Here is an 18,995-nt window from a genome sequence, read left to right as displayed (position 1 = left end):
TCTCAGAGTATCCTCTTAGGGGATTTCCTGCCGAAGGGAGGTCGATGGAGGACTCATGATTCAAACTGTTCATCTCACCAAGGAGTTCAACGGATTCAAAGCGGTGGATGACCTGAATCTGCGGGTGGAGAAGGGGGATATCTACGGATTCCTGGGACCAAACGGTGCGGGAAAAACCACAACTATTATGATGATTCTCGGCCTCATTCCTCCCACAAGTGGCAAGGTCTTCCTCCTCGGGGAGGAGCTCAGGCCCAACAATGTGGAGGTGAAGCGGCGCATTGGTGTGGTTTCGGAGAACCAGTACTTCTACAAGGAGATGACGGCCGAGGAGTACCTTACTTTCTTCGGGGAACTGTATGAAGTTCCGAATGTGCGCAGGCGTATCGATGAGCTTCTTGAGGCAGTGGGCCTGCGTAACGACCGGAATAAGAAGCTCGGAGCGTACTCCAAGGGAATGCAGCAGAAACTCGCCTTTGCCCGGGCCCTGCTCCACGATCCAGAGCTCCTCATCCTTGATGAGCCAGTTGCCAACCTCGATCCCACAAGCATCAAGCAGATTCGGGACCTCATCGAGGAGGAGAACCGGCGAGGACGAACGGTTTTCGTGTCCTCTCACCTCCTTTCTGAGGTGGAGAGACTCTGCAAAAAGGTGGCCATCATCAACCGGGGAAAGCTTTTGGCCGAGGACACCATGGACAACATCAAGCGTCGCCTTACCGATACCATCCATATGGAAATCGAGCTTTCAGCAAATGCCGAGAGCCTTGCATCTTCTCTTTCCGAGCTCCCCTTCGTCAAGGGATTCACCGTTGAGGGGAACCGGCTTGAGGTACACCTCAGAACCGAGAGGGATTACCGCCTGGACCTTTCCCGCTTCCTCTACGAAAAGGGTTTCCTCATCCTCACTATGAAGACCAAGGAGATGAGTCTTGAGGAAGCCTTCATCACCATCACCCAGCAGAACATCTCCTTACTCGCCCAGGGGGAGGGAAACGCATGAGGCGCCTGCGGACTGGAGGCATTATTGCCTTGGGCCTTGGTGTGCTCGTAGCCGTACTCTTTGTGGTGGCCTATTTTACCACCCAGGTCAACTATGGTATTCTCAAGGGAACGGTGGTGGACCTGTACTCTCAAGATGTGGTGCGCAAGCTCACCATCACCATCGATGGGAGGTCAGACATCCTCTTCCGGAGTAAAGAATACCAGCTCACGAGGATTCCCCCCGGGAAACACGTTCTTAAGGCTGAGGCGCCGTACTACTATCCTTTCTCTCAGGAGCTTGAGATCAGGCGCGGGGTGAACGTTTTCAACTTCACCATGGAGGGGAAGGAGATCCCGGACCTTGCAGGGATCATCTGCTTTGCCGATCCGACGGACAGGGGTATTGAGATTGAAATCCGCTTTAAGGATTCGAAGGGCATTGGAATTTCCGATTTCCCGGGGATGCCGCTCCAGTTTGAGGGCAAGCTCTACGTCCGGGAAGGAGACGAGGAGAATTACTCCAGGGGACGGCTCATCTACGAGGGACCAATAGAGCTTTTCTGGGACCCCAAGGCGTACCTTGCCCGGAACAAGGGCCTCATTCCCTGGGAGAAAATCCAGGTTGACCGGGAAAAGGAAAAGTACGGGCTCCTTGAAGTTCTCCTGCACACGCCCCAGGGGGATTTCACGGAGTTTATTGAGGACGTGGAACTCCAGAAGAGGGAGGAGTGACCATGCGTACCTTCAGAGTTATGAAAACGCTCTTTAGGCGGGATTTTCTGTACTCCCTCTATAGCCTTGGCTACTACGTGGCTATCTTTGTTTCCTTTTTCGTTTCATCCTTCATCCTCAAGAATTTCCTCGATAGCATCGGTGAGGAAGACATCCTCGTCTCCGCATACCCCCTCAACTACCCTCTCTACATCACTCTGGTCATCATCTCGCTCTACCTTGTAATTCTCTCCGGGGTTTCCATCTCCCGGGAACGGGAGCAGGGAACCTTGGAGGTCCTCTTCTACGGCCCTGTGACGCCGGGAAGTTTCCTCTGGGGGAAGTACCTGAAAGACCTGTGCCTTGGCATGGTGGCCCTGGGCTTTACGGCCCTGTACTTCTACCTCGTCAGCGTTCTCACGAATATCGGTTTCACCATGGGTCTTGTGAAGGCGCTCATCATGAGCATCTTCCTCATCTCCTGTGTGGTGAGTTTTGGCCTTTTCGTTTCGTCACTCACCGGGCGGATTCGAAGCTCCGTTCTGGCCCTGGTGGCGATTCTCGGAGCTTTTCTGGCCATCCAGTTTGCCTACAACGCTCTCCTCGGCTTTGAGAAGGAATCGCTCTCGGTTCCCATGCTCTACGTCCGCCAGGCTATGTCCTATGTCTTCCGGGGTATCAGCTGGATTTCCCCCTTTGCGTATCTCAGTCGGGGACTCGACAGCGTGGTGCTTGAGAATCCCCTCCTGTATCTGGCCAATATCGGGTATGCCCTCTTGTATTCCTTCATTTTCATGTTCCTTTCGGTGTACGTGATGAGCAAGAAAGGGGTGAAGGCATGAAGTCCCGGCTGGTCTTTCTGCTCCTTCTTGGCGTGTTCCTTTCCTCTGGATGGACGGCGCTGGCCCAGCCACCGGTGCGGGAGCAGCTTGTGTATTCGCTGACGTCCTTCAACGGCTCTACCTACAGCAAGAGCTTTGCTCCCCAGAGCGAGGATACCATCTATCTCATTGCCAACACGAATAGCATCGTCAATCCTCGCAAGACCATCGTTTACTACTGGCCGATTACTCGCCGGTACATGGCCGGTTTCAGCACGCTGAATGAAGCTGTTCCTGGGAAACTCGAGATTCTCCAGGGTGGGAAGGTCATCGCCACCCTTGAGGAACAGAAATACGTCCTGTATTACCCCGAGGGCTACTTTTCGGAGAAGACCATCATGTACCTCAATGAGGAAGCCGATGCAGCCCACGAAAGGTATAAAAAAGCCATGGACGAGTTCAACGCCAAACTCAAGGAGTACTACGAGGCCATGCGGAAGTACCGGGAGGATTTAAACAAATTCTTCGAGGAAGTCCGTCGGCGGAGGGAAGCCGGAGAAACGGGACCCCTGGATATTCCCATTCCGAAGGAACCTTCTCCTCCGGAGTTTGTGAACTTCTACGTTTCTGAACCGGCCACAGGCTTTGTGGTCAACCTCCCTCCCGGGCACTACGAAATCCGGGTGCGGCTTGAGGATGGGACCATTCTTGAGGGGAGCGAAAAGAAGCTCGTGGTCTTCACCTCCCGAAGAAAGGGGGGCATTGGCTACGAGATTATCCCTGGAAACCGCTGGACGAAGCGCGAGAACTGTGACGATCCTTCCTGGATTATCCATGCCGTGGGCAAAAACGAGCTCTACTTCAACCCCTTCACTCAGGAGGAGTACAACGAGCTCTACCACAACAAACTCCAGGACCCCCAGAACATCGGTCGGATAGAGCGCTGGAAATGGGTGCACGTAGACCCGGTGAAGGACGCCACGCTCCTCTTTGGTCGGGGGAAAGAGGTGCTGAAGACGGTCACCCGGGCTCCCTATTTTGTGAAGCAGATTCCCGGTCCTGAGCTCGGGTACGAGATCGTGGATTACGACGAGGATCTGAAAAAGCGTGGGTACAAGCCGACTTTCGAGAGTTACAAGGTTATCCTTGGTCCTGAGCTTCCCAAGGTCGATTACACCATCCAGACTGTGGCTTCTGAGAACCAAATGCCCCTTCCCAAAAGCGAACGCACCATCCGGCTTTTACGAAAAGCCTATAGCATGTATCTCTATCCCCTGGCTTTCCTTCCTCTTGCAGTGGGGGCGGGCATCGTCATCGCCCGGCGGGCCCGGATTGAAACCTGAGCGTGTTCCGGGAAGTCCTCTTTGTCGACCGCCTGAACCGCTTTGTGGTTCTCTGTGAAGAAGGTGGGCGGAGATTCCCCGCCCACCTTCCCAATCCCGGGAGGCTCTGGGAGATTCTCCTGCCTGGACGGGTGCTTCTTCTTGAAGACCGCGGGAAAGGGGACATGCCCCGGGTATGGGGCGCCCTCCTTGGAGAAGAGGTGGTATGCCTTCATACGACCTCGGCGGCTTCTGTAGCGAGAAAACTCCTTGAAGAGGGGTGCCTTGAGGATTTAGCAGGTTTCAGAGTGGTGGGAACAGAAATCCCCCTTGGGAACTCTCGCCTGGATTTCCTCCTCAAGCGGGGCAGGGAAAAGATATTTCTTGAGGTCAAATCCTGTACCCTCTTTTTCGACGGCCTGGCCATGTTTCCTGATGCTGTAACGGTACGAGGACGAAAACACGTGGAGCTTCTGGCGGACCTCGGAGGTGCTGTGCTTTTTGTGGTGCATGTTCCCTCGCCTTTTGCCTTTCTCCCCGATTTCCATACCGATCCCGAGTTCGCTTCGACCCTTTACGTCGCCCGGGAAAGGGTCCTCATTCGCGCGGTGGCGGTGCGCTGGGATATGAGGGGGCATTTCCAGTACTCCCACATCCTCAATCTCCCCTGGGAGGTCTACGAGAGGGAAGCGAGGGATCAGGGGAGTTACCTGCTTTCGGGGTATCTCCCTGAAACGCGCCGGATTGCCGTCGGAAGACTGGGAGAGCTGGATTTCCCCCAGGGTTTCTACGTTTACGTCGGTTCGGCCATGCGGGGCCTTTCGGGGAGAATCCGGCGACATCTCAGGAAGCGGAAACGAAACCACTGGCATATCGATGCGCTTCTCCCTCTCCTTGGGGACATTCGTGTATTTCCCGTCCGGAGTTCGGAACGCCTGGAATGTGCCATTGCCCGGGAACTCGAAAAGGCAGCCCGGCCCGTTCCGCACTTTGGGGCTTCAGACTGTTCCTGCGAAAGCCACCTCTTCTTCCTGCCCCAGCCACCGCTCAAAAGCGCTTCCTTTGTTGAAGTGCTCTTGCGCTTCCGCATGGGACGGATTGCCAGAATGCTGCAAGAGAGAAAGTAGGCTCCACGGCCATTGACTGGGAAAAGAGGAAGCTTTATAATCTAAAGCGGTCAAAATCCTATTCTCAGGGGGTGAGAAGGGGAAAAGGAGAGAGCTCTTCTCAAGGAAGTTTGCAGGGGATTTTCTGTTCTTTCGCGGAATTTCTGTGAAATTTCTCTTCAGGGGGGATGTGCTCGATGGAATGGCGCAGGTTAAGTGTTGTGCTGTTGTCCGTGGTCTTTGTGTTGGGGTTTGTTTTTGGAGCGCTTGCTCAGGAAGGTGCATCAGAACTTGAAATCCAGACTGCCAACGCAGCCTTTGAAGCCGCAGACAAAGGGAATCCCGATCCAGCCTGGAAAGGGCAGAAACTCACCATTGCTGTGTACTCTGCAGGTCCCCGTGGTGCCATCTCCGGTCCTCTGTACTTCTGGCGTCCCTACTTTGAGAAGCTCACCGGTGCTACCTACGACATCGTAGAAATTCCCTTCGGAGAACTCCGGGAAAAGATTTTCACCGACCTCATGACCGGTACCGGCACCTACGACATCATCGTCGGTCCGAGCTGGTTCTACGGCGACTACATCATGAACGACTGGATTGTCCCTGCTCAGGAATTCTTCAACGACCCTCGCATGCCCAAATGGGAGCCTGAATCCATCGCCCTCCCGGTCCGGGAACTCTACATGTGGGGTGACAAACTCGTCGGGTTCAACAACGACCACGATGGCCAGGTGATCTACTACCGCCGGGACATCCTGAGCGATCCGAAGTGGCAGGAGGAGTTCAAGAAAGAGAAAGGCAAGGATATGCCCACCCCACCATGGACCTGGGAAGAGGTCTACGAAATCTGCGACTTCTTCAACGGCAAGGACTGGAACGGTGACGGTGAGCCGGACTACGATATCAGCATGCATCTTAAAGTCGGTGGGCAGGGCTTCTTCCACTTCATGGCGCTTTCCGCACCATACGTTGTTTCTCCGGCCCCGGGAGATGATCCCGCCAAGGTGACCCGCTACCACAACGTGTACTGGTTTGACCCTGAAACCATGGAGCCCCTCGTGAATACCCCTGGGTTTGTTGAGGCGCTGAACATGCTCATCAAGCTCTCCAAGACCGGACCTTCCGCGATGTTCGGCTGGAGCCTTGGTGAGGCGTGGGATGCGTTCCTGCGGGGCAAGGCCGTCATGTGCTGGTCCTGGGGCGACGTGGGCTCGCTGGCACAGCTTCCTGACCGTTCTGTCATCCAGGGTAAGCTCGGTGTAGCGCCTATTCCTGGAAGCGACAAGTACTATGACCTCGAGACGCAACAGTGGGTGAACAAGAAGAACTTCGTGGCCAACACTGTGGGCGCTTCCTGGCACGGCGTGATTTCGAAGTACTGCAAGAACAAGGAGCTCGCCGCCTACTTCCTCTCCTGGCAGGCCACACCGCAGATCAACCACTGGAACGTCGTCTGGGGCTGGACCGGTGTTGACCCCGGAACAAGCTACGACTTCCTGCAGCCGGGTGGGAAAGCAACAATCGAGGAATACGTGGCAACCGGGTACGATGCCGAAGATGCTCGTCAGTTCGTCACCGCTTATGAGGAAATGTGGACCAAGTACCCGCTGCGGCAGACCTACCTCCGTATTCCTGGAACTCCAGAGATGTGGGAAGTCTACGACATCCATCTCTCCGAGGCTGTGACTGGCCAGGTCTCCCCAGAGGAAGCTCTGAACCGCATTGCCGAGGAGTGGAAGGCCATCGTCGAACGCTATGGCAAAGACACCCTGAAGAAGATCTACCAGGAAGCCATTGGATACAAGCCCGAGTGATGAGCAAAGCAAAAGAAGGGGAAGGGACGAGGGCGTCCCTTCCCCTTCTTTTGTGTTCTGGGAAGGGAGAGTGGAAGATGCGGCGGAGATTGCGAGAAAAAGGGAATGCTTTTGTCATCCCTGCAATTTTCTGGGTGCTCACTTTTACGATTTTTCCCCTGGTGTACTCCTTCCGGGTGAGCCTCTCCAAGGTGCTCTACGGGAAGCTTGTGGGATTCGCTGGAGCGAGTAACTACCTCCGGATGTTTGGGGATTACCGTTTCTGGGGGACGCTTCGCTTCACGTTGGTTCTTGTCCTTATTAGCGTCTGTGCCACAACGGCGATAGGACTTGGTCTGGCCATTGTGTTCAACCGGAAAATGAAGGGGCTCCGGGCCTTCCGTTCTATCCTCACCATGCCGCTTTTCACCGCTCCGGTTGCCCTGGGGTATCTTGGCGTCATGATGTTTTATGAAGAAAACGGGCCCATCAACGTCCTTTTAAAGTACCTTGGCATGGGGAAGGTCCCCTGGCTCTCTCATCCCCTCTGGGCGACCCTGGCGATATGCCTTGTGGATATCTGGCAGTGGACCCCTTTTGCCTTTATTATCCTCCTTGCGGGGCTTCAGTCGATTTCTGACGAAATTTACGAAGCTGCGGTGATCGATACCTCTTCAGGCTGGGCCGTCTTCCGGTACATTACCTTGCCCCTGCTTTCTCCGGTTCTTGGCACGGTCATCATGCTCCGTATGGTTGACGCCTTCAAAGCCTTTGACATCCCCTTCAGCCTCACAAGTGGTGGACCGGGAACGGCCACCCGAACACTCACCTTCTACATCTATACGCAAGGGTTGCGGAACTTCGACCTGGGGTACGCCAGCGCCATGGCCTATTTCCTCCTGGCCATCACCATGGTCATCGGGCTTTTATTCTTCAGGAGATACCGGGAACTCTACGAGTAGGGGAGAGCAACGATGCGCAGAAGACGGAAAGGGTCTGTCGTCACGGAGATTCTGACCTGGGTGGTTGTGGTCATTGCCGTTCTGTGGGTGCTTTTCCCTTTCTACTGGACGGTCATTACCTCTTTCAAGAAGCCGGCTGATGTCTTTCGTTTAAGCAGCATTCCCTGGCTCCAGTTCACACCCACCCTCAGCAACTGGCAGACGGAGTTCACCCAAAGAGGTCCGGAAATCTTACGAGGCATTACCAACAGTATCATCATTGCCGTTTTTGCCTCTCTTCTTGCCGTAGCACTTGGGACTCTTGCGGGGTACGGGCTTGCCCGGTACAGGTATGTGAAGTGGCGCAACCAGAGCATGGCTTTCTGGTTCCTTTCGCAGCGTTTTCTCCCCCCTGCAGCAACGGTTATTCCCTTTTTCCTCCTCATGAAATCCCTTGGGCTCCTCGATACGCGTGTGGCACTGATCCTTGTCAACACCACCTTTGCCATGCCTTTTGCGGTCCTCATCATGAAGGACATGTTCCGGGAACTTCCGGTGGAACTCGAGGAAGCCGCTCTTGTCGACGGATGCTCTCGATTTGAAGCCTTTCTGAGGATTGCGCTTCCCCTTGCCGCTCCGGCGCTTGTGGCGACGGTTATCATCTGTTTTTCCTTTGCCTGGAACGAGTTTCTTTTTGCCCTCGTTTTGACGTACAAGCACGCGACCCCGATGACCATCATCATTGCCGGAACGGAGCACACGCAGGGAGTACAGTTCTGGTACGTCTCAACGAGGCTTCTTCTGGCTATCCTTCCACCAACCCTTCTTGCTCTCACCGTCCAGCGTTACATCGTCCGTGGTCTCACCATGGGCGCGGTGAAGGGATGATGTCAAGGGCCGCTTCGGCGGCCCGGCTGAATCACTTTCACCGTGACGTGGGGGATTCTTCAAGGAGCTCCCCGATGGAAATGCTGCAACTGTGCTCTGTTTTCACCCACCGTTTCTAGTTCCAGGAAAGGAAAAGCCCCAGAAAGACGATAGGTATCCAGCTCAGACCGTAGACCGTGTACAGGGCAAAGTAGGGAAGGTACCGGAGGGTGAAACGACCCTCCTTCAAGGAGGGCCCAAGCACCACCTGGTAGGCGCTCTGGATGAGGGCTACCGGAATCCGGAGGTAGAGGTGCAGGATGAAGGGTATATTCCCGTGGGTTCCCCGCTCGATGGTCTCAAGAGCCACGAGGACCGTGGTAGACAATGAGTACGACCTGAACGCTGAACTCAAGGTCTTCAGTGAGGCTTTTCAGGTTCTACCCAAACGGGTAATACAGGACGTCCGTATATCGGTCCCGTACCTCCCAAAGTGGCCGACAGTCCCCAGTTTGCCCGGGCAAGCTGCCAGAACCGGTTAGCATACCAGTACGCCAGGGCGTACATCCTGGTGAGCCAGGAATGGTCCGGATTTTTAGTCTCCAGATACCCCTGGACAACCTCTGCGTCTTCATGGACTTTGGGGTAATCGTTCATCCTGGCCAGGAACTCAGAGTGCACGAGGTTATCAGCGTCAAAGAGGGCTATGGCGTCGTAAAAGGCAAGGGGAGATCTGGGTGAGAGCCCAGCCGACGTTGTACGTCTTTCCAGGATGCTGTGGGTCATTCCGCTCAAGAACGAAAGCCCCCTGACGCAGAGCGATGTCTTTCGTTCTATCGGTGCAGGCATCACAGGCCACGTAGGTGTCGAAGAGTTCTTTTGGGTACTCTTGTGCTCTCAGGCTCTCAAGGAGTGGCCTCGAGACTTTTTCCTCGTTATGGGCAGGGATGAGAATGGCGAACCTCCGGAGTTTCTGGGCTTTCGGGAGGGGGTGGGGAGATTGAAATCCCCGAAGGGCGATGCAGGTCTAATGGGCCCAGAAACAGTAGAGGGGGAAAGCTCTAAAGAACGGAGTACGCCTCAAAAAGGAAATCAAGGAGTGTCGGTTTTTTTCAGGAGCGTGATGATGTAATCGCGCTCGGGGTGGAACACCACCTCTTCAAAGAGGCGGGTAAACCTGCCCCGCTCAAGGAAGAGGTCGTGGATGAGTTTCCCTGAAGGATAGAAGTGGACAAGAAGAAGATACCCGCCATCGCGCAGGCGCCGGAAGAATTTCTCTTCAAGAGCAAGGAGAACATTCCTTCCTCCGAGGTAGTAGAGGACTTCAGAGGCAAGGATAAGGTCGAAGACGCCCTCCAGCTCATCCCGAACAATGTCAAGCTTCTCAAGTCGTACTCGATCGCCGTACACCTCAAGCCTCGCTCTGGCTCGCTCAAGAGCTGTCTGGGAGATGTCGATGCCAAAGACCTTCTTTCCTCTTTGCAGGAGGAGTTCGGTGAAGACCCCTTCACTTGTGCCGACTTCAAGGATGGTATGAACATCCTGGGGGATGACCTCAAGGGTCTTCCGGTACTTTTCCTGCTCATAGGCGCTTTTGGTGTAATTCCAGGGGTCGCGTTTTCTACGGTACAGTCCTTCGAAATGGGCCTCGTTGAAGAACCAAGGGAGGAAGGGAAGTAATGCCCTCCAGAGGAGGTTAGCAAGGTATGAGACCATGCGCCGCTTCAGAATGGAGAGACGCATCTTCAGGGACATCCTCTGAGGTTTCAGAGTGTTACTCATCCCAGAACTACAGTATAATACTTTCAGTTTTCCTTCAAGGGGGTGATGGCGTTGCGATACAGGAAACTTGGCTGGACAGACCTTGAGCTTTCTGTCATCGGCTTTGGTTCCTGGGCTCTTGGTGGTGGGGGATGGCGGTACAGCTGGGGTCCTCAGGATGATAAGGAATCCATCGAGGCGATTCACAAAGCAGTGGACCTTGGGGTGAACTGGATTGACACTGCAGCGGTGTATGGTCTTGGGCACTCGGAGGAGGTTGTGGGACAGGCGATTCGGGGACTGGCAAAACGCCCCATCATTGCCACAAAGTGCGGACTTGTCTGGGACGAGAGGGGAAACATTACCAATTGCCTGAAACGCGAAAGCATTCGCCGGGAGGTTGAGGCAAGCCTTCGCCGCCTGGGAGTAGACGTTATTGACCTTTACCAGATTCACTGGCCCATACCCGATGAGGACATCGAGGAAGCCTGGGAGGAGATGAGCCGTCTGGTAAAAGAGGGCAAGGTCCGCTACATTGGGGTGTCCAACTTCAGTGTGGTCCAGATGGAGCGAATCGCTTCCATTCATCCCATTGCTTCTCTCCAGCCTCCTTACAGTATGCTCCGTCGGGATATCGAGCGGGACATTCTCCCGTACTGCGCAGAAAAGAACATCGGGGTTATCGTGTACAGCCCCATGCAGAAGGGACTGCTCACCGGAAAGGTGACGAAAGAGTGGGTGGCGAGCCTTCCCTCCGATGACCACCGCCGCAACGACCCCATGTTCCAGGAGCCGGAACTCACCCTCAACATTGAGCTTGCCGAGAAGCTGCGAGACATCGGGGCAAAGTACGGCAAGACCCCTGCTCAGGTTGCCGTGGCCTGGGTCCTGCGCCGAAAAGAGGTGACCTCGGCCATTGTGGGAATTCGTCGGCCATCGCAAATTGAGGAAATCGCCCCTGCCGGAGACTGGGACCTCCCTGAAGAAGAGGTGGTAAGGATAGAGGAATTCCTCAAAGAGCGGGAGGAGAAACTCAGGAACCTGCAACGGTAGTCCCAGGGATGGGGTCGACCCCATCCCTGGGCAAGCGCAGAACATCCGGTTCAGCTGGCTTTCTCCTCCACCAGGTATTCCAGGAACTCCCGGTAGGGGAGGAGAGCCAGACCAACACAGTGGTCGGCAGCACCGTAGTACAGGCGGATTTCGTTCTTCTCCTCGTCGATGATGATGCCCGTGGGGAAAACCACTCCGGGAACGTCTCCCAAAAGCTCATACGGTTCCTGAGGGCTCATAATCCACTCCTCGGTTCGGCAAAGGACCCTCCGGGGATCCTCGAGGTCGAGGAGGGCGGCCCCAACCCGGTACAGGCTCCCTGAGGCAGTATGGCGTACCCCGTGGTAGAAGATGAGCCAGCCGTAGGGTGTGGCTACTGGCGGAGTACCGAGGCCCACCCGGTGCTGGTCCCACCACCCGGGACGGACTGGAAGGAGAATCTGGTGGTCTCCCCAGTGCCGGAGGTCTGGCGAAAAGGAAATCCAGATGTGGGCTTCTCCCCGGATGATAGGGCGGTGAATCAGGGCATATCGTTTCCCGCCATCTGCTCTGAAGCGGCGCGGAAAAAGGGCGGCATCCTTGTCCTCGGGAGGCAAAAGAGGACCGTATTTCACAAACTCTTTGAAATCCTCTGTCAGCGCTAAGGAAACGAGGGGGCCACCCTTGCTGAAGGATACATAGGTTATGGCATAGCACTTCTCCTCTTCAAGCCACACGATCCGGGGGTCTTCCAGGCCCCACTGTTCTTCGGCGAACTGCTCTTCGGCCGCAAGGGAAGGGAAGGAATTGATCTCCCATTGCTCTTTGCCGTCTTCACTTGCGGCCACCGTAAGGTGAGAGAATCCCCGGCAGTCCTCCACCCGGACAAGGAGAAGCGTCTTCCCCTGGAATTGCACAGCTCCCGGGTTGAGAACAGCGTTAACCCGGTAGGGCCATTTTTCGGGAGAGAGGATGGGATTACGCTCATAGCGCTTGACAAGTTGCCTTGGTCCAGAGTAGTAGGTCGGCCCCATAATTATCCTCCTCCGCGTCAATTTTCCTGCCACTTGACTTCCTGCACTTCACAGAAAAACCTTTGCCGGTCTTCGGCAAGGTCGATCACCAGGGGAATCAGGCTTTGCTTTTCCACAAGAAATCGCGCAGTTACTTCTCCTGCGACTTTCATCACAATCCAGATAGCCTCCCGGCCAAAGCGCTGTTCCGATGAGGGAATCGAGATTTCCATTTCCCGACCTTCGGCATCTCTGGTATGCCAGAGGAGTCCCACTTCAGGTTTTCCCTGGATTACACCAGCAAGGGGGAGGTACACGCCCTGAGCGGCCATAATTTGACCAAGAAGAACACCCAGGGAGGGATGCATGAGGAGAGTTGAGAACAGGGCTTCTTCTCTGGTTTTCCCCTGAGTGGTGGAGGTCATAGAGAACTCTTCACCGTCGAACTTGTAGTGGACGCTGATTTTCCAGTCTTCTCCTGAGGGAGTAAAGGATACAGTGAGCGTCCCCTGCTGTGTGTTCTGCTCTTGCTGGACTTCCACGTGATAGGTAAGCTTAGTCACGCCTTCCAGGGAAACGCAGGAGACCTCAAGCACCACCGCTAACACCATAGCCGCCACAAGAACCCAGAATCCATTCCGCACTGATACCCCTCCTTTTGGGGTATTGTATCACGCCAGGGCGCTCTCAAGAAGGAGGATGCTTAAAACCACAAAGAGGCAGGCCAGGGCAATCTTCGAGAAGAGGATATTCTTTCTCCCAAATTCCACCAGGGCCTTCGACTGGCTACCGAAGAAAACGCTGAGGAATACGGCCAGGAGGGGGATGATGAAGAAGGCGTTGTAGAAGACGAGGTATCCGATGGCTTTCAGGCGGTAGTCTGCTATTTCCCTGGCGATGTACATGATGGTGGGGAGGTACACCTGGCCGGTACAACCGGCTTCAAGGATTGACACGGCAAAACCACTCACGATGGCGGCGGCAAAAAGCCTTCGTTTGGAGAAACTCTCTTTAAGGTACTGGTTGATTTTCACCCGCAATCCCTTGGGAAGGCCAAGCGTCATTCCGGTTTCTTTCCGATCCTTTTTGTAGGTGATGGCGTCCCGGATGCTGAAAACCGCAAAGACAAGGAGCACCCCGGCCATTGCGCCGTACACGATTCGAGAAACAATGCGATATGCTGCCAGGGTCTGCCACACCTGGAAGATGCCAAGCCCAAGGAGGAGATAGGTGATGAACACGGCCAGAGTATAAGTGACGCCGATTTCGACCACCCGCTGGCGGGAATGGCCAAGGACAAAGAGAAGATTTACCATGAAGACAATGGTCGCAAAAGCACAGGGGTTTAATCCGTCAAGGAATCCGGCTCCGGCCACAACCCAGGGGGTGAACCCCCGGAAGCGCGAAAAGATGAGCTCCTCGGCCCTCTCCGGGGGCCGAGGAGGGGGCAAGGTTCTTGGGCTTTTCAGAGTCTTTTCGATGAGCTCTTCGAGGAGGGTGGTGATTCGTTCCGGGTCTTCCGTTGCTACATATCCAGCGTCGGAGAAGATTTCGACCGAGGTTTTCTCCTCCACCTTCCAGTGTTCTTCAAGGAGGACGAGTTTTTCGTAGTTTTTCGAGAGGGTGTAATCGAGGTAGACCACCTTGATGCGGTCGGCGTATTTCTCAAAAACTGGTGGGGTGACCTTTTCCTTGAGCTCTCGACACGCTGGACACCGGGAGGAATAGAAGAAGAGCAGCACCGGTTTTTCCTCAACGGTTATTCGCTCTCTGAAGTTTCTGGGAAGCCCGTCGCGCTCGAAAAAACGTATCCGGTCTCTGAAAGGAGCAAATTGCTCCTCAAGGAGCACCCGGTTTCCTCTGGTTCCAAAGATAACGACAAGGTCCGGGTTTTTCTCCTGGAGTTCCTGGAGGAAACGGTCGAAGGAAGCAGCTGGGGTGTCCTGGAGGAAGTTGAAGAACACCGCGGTGTGGTAATTCTCGGTGAACGAGAAGGAATGCACAAAGTGCCCCAGAGCATCAGAAACAACGACAGGGTATCCTTTCCGGGAGAGTTCGTTGAGGACTTCTGAAGATCGGTTGAGGTCTTCTTTTGAGGGGAGGATGACCACCTTTTCCGGGGGAGGGAGGAGGTCCACCCAGGCTTCTGGGGAAAATCCGTGGCCTCCCAGGTCTCCTAAAAGGAGGAATTCTTCCTGCGGTGGAGCGGGTTCCTCCTGGTTTCCCCAGAGGAGAACGTCGTATCCCGATGCCAGGGAGGAGAAAAACACAAGCCACAGGACCACAAGCAGTAGCAATTTCTTCACCATCAGGCCTCCTTTCTCCAGGTTCAGTTCCCAGTGTACCATACCCCTTTTTGTATTACGAGCAGAGCACCCAGCGGGTTTTCCATGGTATAATCCTTTCCGTCATGTCATCCGTAACACCGGTTGAGCTCAACAGAGAGTTCGTCCAGGCTCTGGAGCTCCTTGAGCGGACAAGCCAGTCTGTCTTCATCACCGGCCGGGCAGGGACGGGGAAGTCCACACTTCTTTGGTATTTTCGGGACCACACGAAGAAGAACATCGCTGTTCTCGCTCCCACAGGAGTCGCCGCCTTGAACGTTCGGGGGCAGACCATCCACGCTTTCTTCCGCTTCCGGCCCGATGTGACGCCCGAGACCGCTCCGCGCGTCAAACCCGAAGACCCGGGTCTTTACAAGAAGCTCGACACCATCGTCATTGACGAAATTTCCATGGTACGGGCAGACCTTCTGGACTGTATCGATGCCTTTCTCCGTGTTTACGGACCTTCTCCCTCGGCACCCTTCGGGGGTGTGCAGATGGTCTTTATTGGAGACCTCTATCAACTTCCGCCGGTGGTGAAGCGAGCCGAGCAGGCGCTGTTTACCGAGTACTACGAGAGTCCCTATTTCTTCAGCGCCTTTGCTTTCCGGGAGATCCATCCGACGCTTCTTGTCCTTGAGAAGGTCTATCGCCAGAGCGACCCGAGGTTCGTCGAACTCTTAAACCGCATTCGGAGTAACACTGCCACCGACGAGGATTTGGCCCTTCTGAACACCCGCGTTTTCCCCGATTACGTTCCCGGGGAGGGGGAGTTTGTGATTCACCTCACCACCACGAATGACCTTGCTCAGGAGGTGAATGAGGGGAGGCTGGCGGAACTTCCAGGGAAAGAGTGGGTGTACAAAGGACAGGTCCTGGGGGCATTTTCTTCCGCGGATCTCCCCACAGATCCGGTGCTACGCCTCAAAAAGGGTGCCCAGGTGATGCTCCTCACCAATGACCCCTACGGGCGGTGGGTCAACGGGACCATCGGGCAGGTTCAGGAATGCACTGATGATGTTGTCATTCTCCGGCTTGAAGACGGAAGTGAGGTGGAGGTCACACCCCATGTGTGGGATATGTTCGAGTTCTACTATGACCGGGAAGAAGGTCGAATCATGACGCGGAGCATTGGCTCCTTTACTCAGTATCCTCTGCGGCTTGCCTGGGCGGTGACCATCCACAAGAGCCAGGGTTTGACCTTCGACCGGGTGGTCGTTGACCTTGGCCGCGGGACTTTTGCTCACGGTCAGGTATACGTGGCCCTTTCCCGTTGCCGGACACTTGAGGGTCTCATCCTGAAGCGGCCACTCCTTCGGAAGGACATCATCATGGACTGGAGAGTGGTCCGTTTCCTCACCGAGTACCAGTATGCCGCTTCTGCCAGAACCTTTCCTCTTGAGGAGCGGGTGCGCCTGCTTGAAGAGGCTAAAGAAACACAAAAGTCCCTGGAAATCGTGTACCTCAAGGACAACGACGAGAAAACCTGCCGGATTGTCCTGCCTCTTGAGGTGGGGATGATGCGTTTTCAGGAAAAGGAGTTTCTCGGTCTTCGGGCCTTCTGTCTTCTGAGAAAAGAAGAACGGACCTTCCGTGTCGACCGCATTCTCTCCCTTCGTCCTCTGGAGGAGTCCCCTCCCAGATTACCCTGAAGGAAGGGGCAGCTTATCGATGTCCGGAACCGTTCCGTCCTTCAGGCGGTAGAGCATTTCTCCAGCTCGGGGGACGACGAGAATCCCCTCCTCTTCCCGACCCCTGTAAGCGTCAATATCGATAGTGCGGAAGTCAAGATACCCGAGGTTGATTTTCCGGCACACTTCTTCAGGAATGCCTGTGGCGAGGACCACCTCTATCCGGGGGTATTCCCTGCCGTTTGCGTATCTTCCAATGCCCTTCACGTGGGTGGAGTGGGCGAGTACCCCCCAGGGGTAATGCCGGTACTTCTCCCAGTGAGCGAGGAAGAAGTCCCGGGTATGGTAGCCGATTTCAAGGAGGTACTTCCCGTGGGTTTTAGAGATTTCCTGGATGTGGGGGGCGTAGATGATGATGGTTCCTCCGTCAGCCACAACAGGCTCGAGCTTGTACATGCATTTCCCCCCAACCCAGAGCTCACTGTACATGGTGGGGGCAATGGAGAGAACTGTGTGGAAGGGCCGCTCGACATAGACGATGTTCACCCGGGCTGAGAGATCGGCAGCCTGGGACCAGGCTTCTTCGGGGTCACCGAAGAAAATCCCACAGGGGTCCTTTTCCCGCATCACCAGGCACATGGCAAGAGTGGGTCTTGGGATGAATTGGGCTGCCCGGTTGAGGACTTCCCGAACTGGAGTATCCTTGGTACCGATGATTTTGGGGTTGGTGATGAGCGCAGCAAGCCAGTGGAACTTGTCCGTGAGTTCCGGTCCGGAGATTCCCGGGAAGAAGTACTTGTATCCCCCTGAGAACCCCACGACTTCATGGGGGAACACGGGGCCCATGATGAGGAGCTCATCGTACTCCAGAATCCGCCGGTTTATGGTAACCGGAACCTCTTCGGCAATGAGCCCCCGGGAGATGTGGTGCATCTCCTCGCGAGAGATTGTCCCTATCTGGATCAACTCCTGGGGATTCTGGAAATGGTGGTTGTACACGAAAACCCCCTGTTCTGCCGCTTCCTGGAAGGTGACACCAAGGTGCGCCTTGAGCTCTCCATCAGTCATGGGGGGGTGTGTCCCCAGGGCGATGAGGAAATCGAGTTTCTTTGCCCTGGGCTTTAACTCCTCGAGAGTGGCCTCGAAAAAAAGCCGGACTGGGGCCGTGCGGGTATTATCGGGGATGATAACGAGGATGCTTTTCCCCCGCCAGTCGTGCCGTGCCAGGGCTTCACGGAAGTGCTCGCGCATCTTTTGCGGGGAGAAAGTGATCTGCTCGTTCCCCAGGGCAAAGAGCATCATCCCGCCGTCACCTCCCACTCTGTGTGGAACGTTCCCTCCCGGTCAATTCTCCGGTAGGTGTGGGCGCCGAAGTAATCCCGCTGGGCCTGGATGAGGTTGGCCGGAAGCTTTTCCGAACGCCAAGCGTCAAGGTACGCTAAAGCCGCAGAGAGGACCGGAACCGGGATGCCGTGTTCTGCAGAGAGCGCACAGACCTTCCGGAGGGCCGGGAGTTTCTCCTGCACCTCGCTACGAAACTCTTCGGTGGCGAAAAGTAGCGGTGCGTCGTGGAGTGTAAGGGCGCTCTGGATACGTCCAAGGAGTAGCGCCTTCAGGATGCATCCGCCCTTCCAGATGCGGGCGATTTCCGGAAGGTTCAGGTGGTAGGCGAAGACACGACTTGCCTCTTGAAGGAGATGAAAGCCTTCGGAGAATGCTGCAAGTTCCGCAAGGTAGAGGGCGTCAGAGAGAAAGAGAGGGACTTCCTCAGACCATGGGAGGGTTTTTTGGGAGATGGAGAAGCGGGAGGCAATTTGAAGACGCTCGTTTTTAAAGGACGAGAGACTACGGGCGACGACCGATTGGGTAATGGTGGGAGTGGGGATTCCCAAATCAAGCGCCACCTGGGAAGTCCATTTCCCCGTTCCTTTCTGCTCGGCGGCATCAAGGATGAGGTCCACAAGAGGTGTCTTCGTTTCCGGGTCCTCATAGGCGAGAACCCTTGCGGTGATGTCCACAAGGTATGAGTTGAGGTGCGGCAACGTATTCCAGTGGGCGAAAATTCTGGCGATTTCTGGCGCGCGGAGTCCAAAGATTTTTCGCAGGAGGTCGTACACTTCAGCAATGGCACCCATGAAGGCATACTCAATGCCGTTGTGGACCATTTTCACAAAATGTCCGCATGACCCCGGTCCAAGGTAGGTGCAGCAGGGCCCGTCTTCCACCTGGGCGGCTGCCTTTTCAAGGATATCCTGCACGAGTGCATAACCCTCTCTGTGTCCCCCCGGCATGAGCGAGGGACCGTGGAGTGCTCCGTGTTCCCCACCACTTATCCCCATGCCGAGGTAGAGCAATCCCCGCCTTTCGGCCTCTGCGATTCTCCGGTCGGTATCCCGGAAGAAGGAGTTCCCGCCGTCGATGACGAGGTCCCCTTCATCGAGGAGAGGGAAGAGCGCGTTCAGGAATTCGTCAACCGCCTCACCCGCCTTCACCATAAGGAGGATTTTGCGTGGTCGCTCAAGGGAAAACACGAATTCCCGGAGGTCATACGCTGGATAAATGGATTCCCCTTTCACCCTGGTCTCGAAGAACTCTTGTGTTTTTGCTGCGGTCCGGTTGAAAACCGCAACGGGGAACCCTTTGCGGGCAATGTTCAGCGCGAGATTCTGCCCCATGACGGCCATGCCGA

The 18,995-nt window shown here is 55.3% G+C and carries 19 protein-coding genes; 10 read left to right on the top strand and 9 right to left on the bottom strand.

Translation table 11 applies throughout. The features are described 5' to 3' along the window. The first annotated feature begins 55 nt into the window (after positions 1-55). The 8 genes from ACPT9Q_RS03210 to ACPT9Q_RS03175 all read left to right on the top strand — a co-directional run bounded on the left by ACPT9Q_RS03210 (position 56) and on the right by ACPT9Q_RS03175 (position 8,566). Positions 56-1,003, top strand: coding sequence for an ABC transporter ATP-binding protein (locus ACPT9Q_RS03210; RefSeq protein WP_427366299.1), 948 nt, complete (start codon positions 56-58; stop codon positions 1,001-1,003). Further along, complete coding sequence (locus tag ACPT9Q_RS03205; protein ID WP_427366297.1) at positions 1,000-1,716, top strand: hypothetical protein; 717 nt, start codon at positions 1,000-1,002, stop codon at positions 1,714-1,716. The genes ACPT9Q_RS03210 and ACPT9Q_RS03205 overlap by 4 nt, the downstream gene beginning before the upstream one ends. Before the next feature lie 2 nt (positions 1,717-1,718). Beyond that, positions 1,719-2,537: an ABC transporter permease gene (locus ACPT9Q_RS03200; RefSeq protein ID WP_427366296.1), complete on the top strand. Its 819-nt coding sequence runs from the start codon at positions 1,719-1,721 to the stop codon at positions 2,535-2,537. Further along, on the top strand, positions 2,534-3,859 hold the full coding sequence (locus ACPT9Q_RS03195) for a hypothetical protein (protein WP_427366295.1): 1,326 nt from the start codon (positions 2,534-2,536) through the stop codon (positions 3,857-3,859). Before ACPT9Q_RS03200 ends, ACPT9Q_RS03195 begins: the two co-directional genes overlap by 4 nt. A gap of 2 nt (positions 3,860-3,861) precedes the next feature. After that, a complete protein-coding gene (gene sfsA / locus ACPT9Q_RS03190; RefSeq protein WP_427366293.1) occupies positions 3,862-4,965 on the top strand; it encodes a DNA/RNA nuclease SfsA in 1,104 nt (367 codons plus the stop codon). Between the two features lie 176 nt (positions 4,966-5,141). Continuing rightward, entirely contained in the window at positions 5,142-6,758 is a 1,617-nt protein-coding gene (locus tag ACPT9Q_RS03185) for an ABC transporter substrate-binding protein (protein ID WP_427366292.1), read from the top strand. A 77-nt stretch (positions 6,759-6,835) separates the two neighbouring features. Further along, a complete protein-coding gene (locus ACPT9Q_RS03180) occupies positions 6,836-7,699 on the top strand; it encodes a carbohydrate ABC transporter permease (protein WP_427366291.1) in 864 nt (287 codons plus the stop codon). Positions 7,700-7,711: 12 nt separating this feature from the next. Continuing rightward, positions 7,712-8,566, top strand: coding sequence for an ABC transporter permease subunit (locus tag ACPT9Q_RS03175; RefSeq protein ID WP_017874335.1), 855 nt, complete (start codon positions 7,712-7,714; stop codon positions 8,564-8,566). Positions 8,567-8,681: 115 nt separating this feature from the next. Here ACPT9Q_RS03175 and ACPT9Q_RS03170 read toward each other — a convergent pair whose 3' ends face one another. The 4 genes from ACPT9Q_RS03170 to ACPT9Q_RS03155 all read right to left on the bottom strand — a co-directional run bounded on the left by ACPT9Q_RS03170 (position 8,682) and on the right by ACPT9Q_RS03155 (position 10,288). Then, positions 8,682-8,933 carry a hypothetical protein gene (locus ACPT9Q_RS03170; protein WP_427366289.1) on the bottom strand — a complete coding sequence of 84 codons (252 nt, stop codon included), beginning with the start codon at positions 8,931-8,933 and terminating at the stop codon, positions 8,682-8,684. A 32-nt stretch (positions 8,934-8,965) separates the two neighbouring features. Continuing rightward, the gene (locus tag ACPT9Q_RS03165) at positions 8,966-9,331 is read right to left on the bottom strand and encodes a glycosyltransferase (RefSeq protein WP_427366707.1); all 366 of its coding nucleotides are present in this window, start codon (positions 9,329-9,331) and stop codon (positions 8,966-8,968) included. Next, complete coding sequence (locus tag ACPT9Q_RS03160; protein WP_427366706.1) at positions 9,240-9,446, bottom strand: hypothetical protein; 207 nt, start codon at positions 9,444-9,446, stop codon at positions 9,240-9,242. The genes ACPT9Q_RS03165 and ACPT9Q_RS03160 overlap by 92 nt, the downstream gene beginning before the upstream one ends. 191 nt (positions 9,447-9,637) lie before the next feature. Next, positions 9,638-10,288 (bottom strand): SAM-dependent methyltransferase, encoded by a 651-nt coding sequence (locus ACPT9Q_RS03155; RefSeq protein WP_017873969.1) that lies wholly within the window; start codon positions 10,286-10,288, stop codon positions 9,638-9,640. A 90-nt stretch (positions 10,289-10,378) separates the two neighbouring features. On the opposite strand from ACPT9Q_RS03155, the gene ACPT9Q_RS03150 reads away from it, so the two are divergent. Then, positions 10,379-11,359 carry an aldo/keto reductase gene (locus ACPT9Q_RS03150; RefSeq protein ID WP_017873970.1) on the top strand — a complete coding sequence of 327 codons (981 nt, stop codon included), beginning with the start codon at positions 10,379-10,381 and terminating at the stop codon, positions 11,357-11,359. A gap of 50 nt (positions 11,360-11,409) precedes the next feature. Here the strand turns inward: ACPT9Q_RS03150 and ACPT9Q_RS03145 are convergent, their stop codons facing one another. From ACPT9Q_RS03145 to ACPT9Q_RS03135, 3 genes are read right to left on the bottom strand one after another with little or no spacing between them, the layout of a single operon-like run. Continuing rightward, on the bottom strand, positions 11,410-12,372 hold the full coding sequence (locus ACPT9Q_RS03145) for a glycosidase (RefSeq protein WP_427366288.1): 963 nt from the start codon (positions 12,370-12,372) through the stop codon (positions 11,410-11,412). Positions 12,373-12,389: 17 nt separating this feature from the next. Then, positions 12,390-12,995: a hypothetical protein gene (locus ACPT9Q_RS03140; RefSeq protein ID WP_017873972.1), complete on the bottom strand. Its 606-nt coding sequence runs from the start codon at positions 12,993-12,995 to the stop codon at positions 12,390-12,392. A 27-nt stretch (positions 12,996-13,022) separates the two neighbouring features. After that, positions 13,023-14,660, bottom strand: coding sequence for a hypothetical protein (locus ACPT9Q_RS03135; protein ID WP_427366287.1), 1,638 nt, complete (start codon positions 14,658-14,660; stop codon positions 13,023-13,025). 101 nt (positions 14,661-14,761) lie between these two features. Here ACPT9Q_RS03135 and ACPT9Q_RS03130 point away from each other — a divergent pair, with 101 nt between their 5' ends. Continuing rightward, on the top strand, positions 14,762-16,327 hold the full coding sequence (locus ACPT9Q_RS03130; RefSeq protein WP_427366286.1) for an AAA family ATPase: 1,566 nt from the start codon (positions 14,762-14,764) through the stop codon (positions 16,325-16,327). Here the strand turns inward: ACPT9Q_RS03130 and ACPT9Q_RS03125 are convergent. Both ACPT9Q_RS03125 and gndA read right to left on the bottom strand, forming a co-directional pair. Beyond that, positions 16,319-17,608 (bottom strand): lactate racemase domain-containing protein, encoded by a 1,290-nt coding sequence (locus ACPT9Q_RS03125; RefSeq protein WP_427366285.1) that lies wholly within the window; start codon positions 17,606-17,608, stop codon positions 16,319-16,321. The genes ACPT9Q_RS03130 and ACPT9Q_RS03125 overlap by 9 nt on opposite strands. After that, a complete protein-coding gene (gene gndA / locus ACPT9Q_RS03120; RefSeq protein WP_427366705.1) occupies positions 17,605-18,990 on the bottom strand; it encodes an NADP-dependent phosphogluconate dehydrogenase in 1,386 nt (461 codons plus the stop codon). Before gndA ends, ACPT9Q_RS03125 begins: the two co-directional genes overlap by 4 nt. Between the last annotated feature and the right edge of the window lie 5 nt (positions 18,991-18,995).

This window comes from Candidatus Caldatribacterium saccharofermentans, assembly GCF_050267035.1.
In the GTDB taxonomy this organism is placed as follows: Bacteria; Atribacterota; Atribacteria; order Atribacterales; family Caldatribacteriaceae; genus Caldatribacterium; species Caldatribacterium saccharofermentans.
This window is presented reverse-complemented; position numbering and strand designations above follow the sequence as displayed.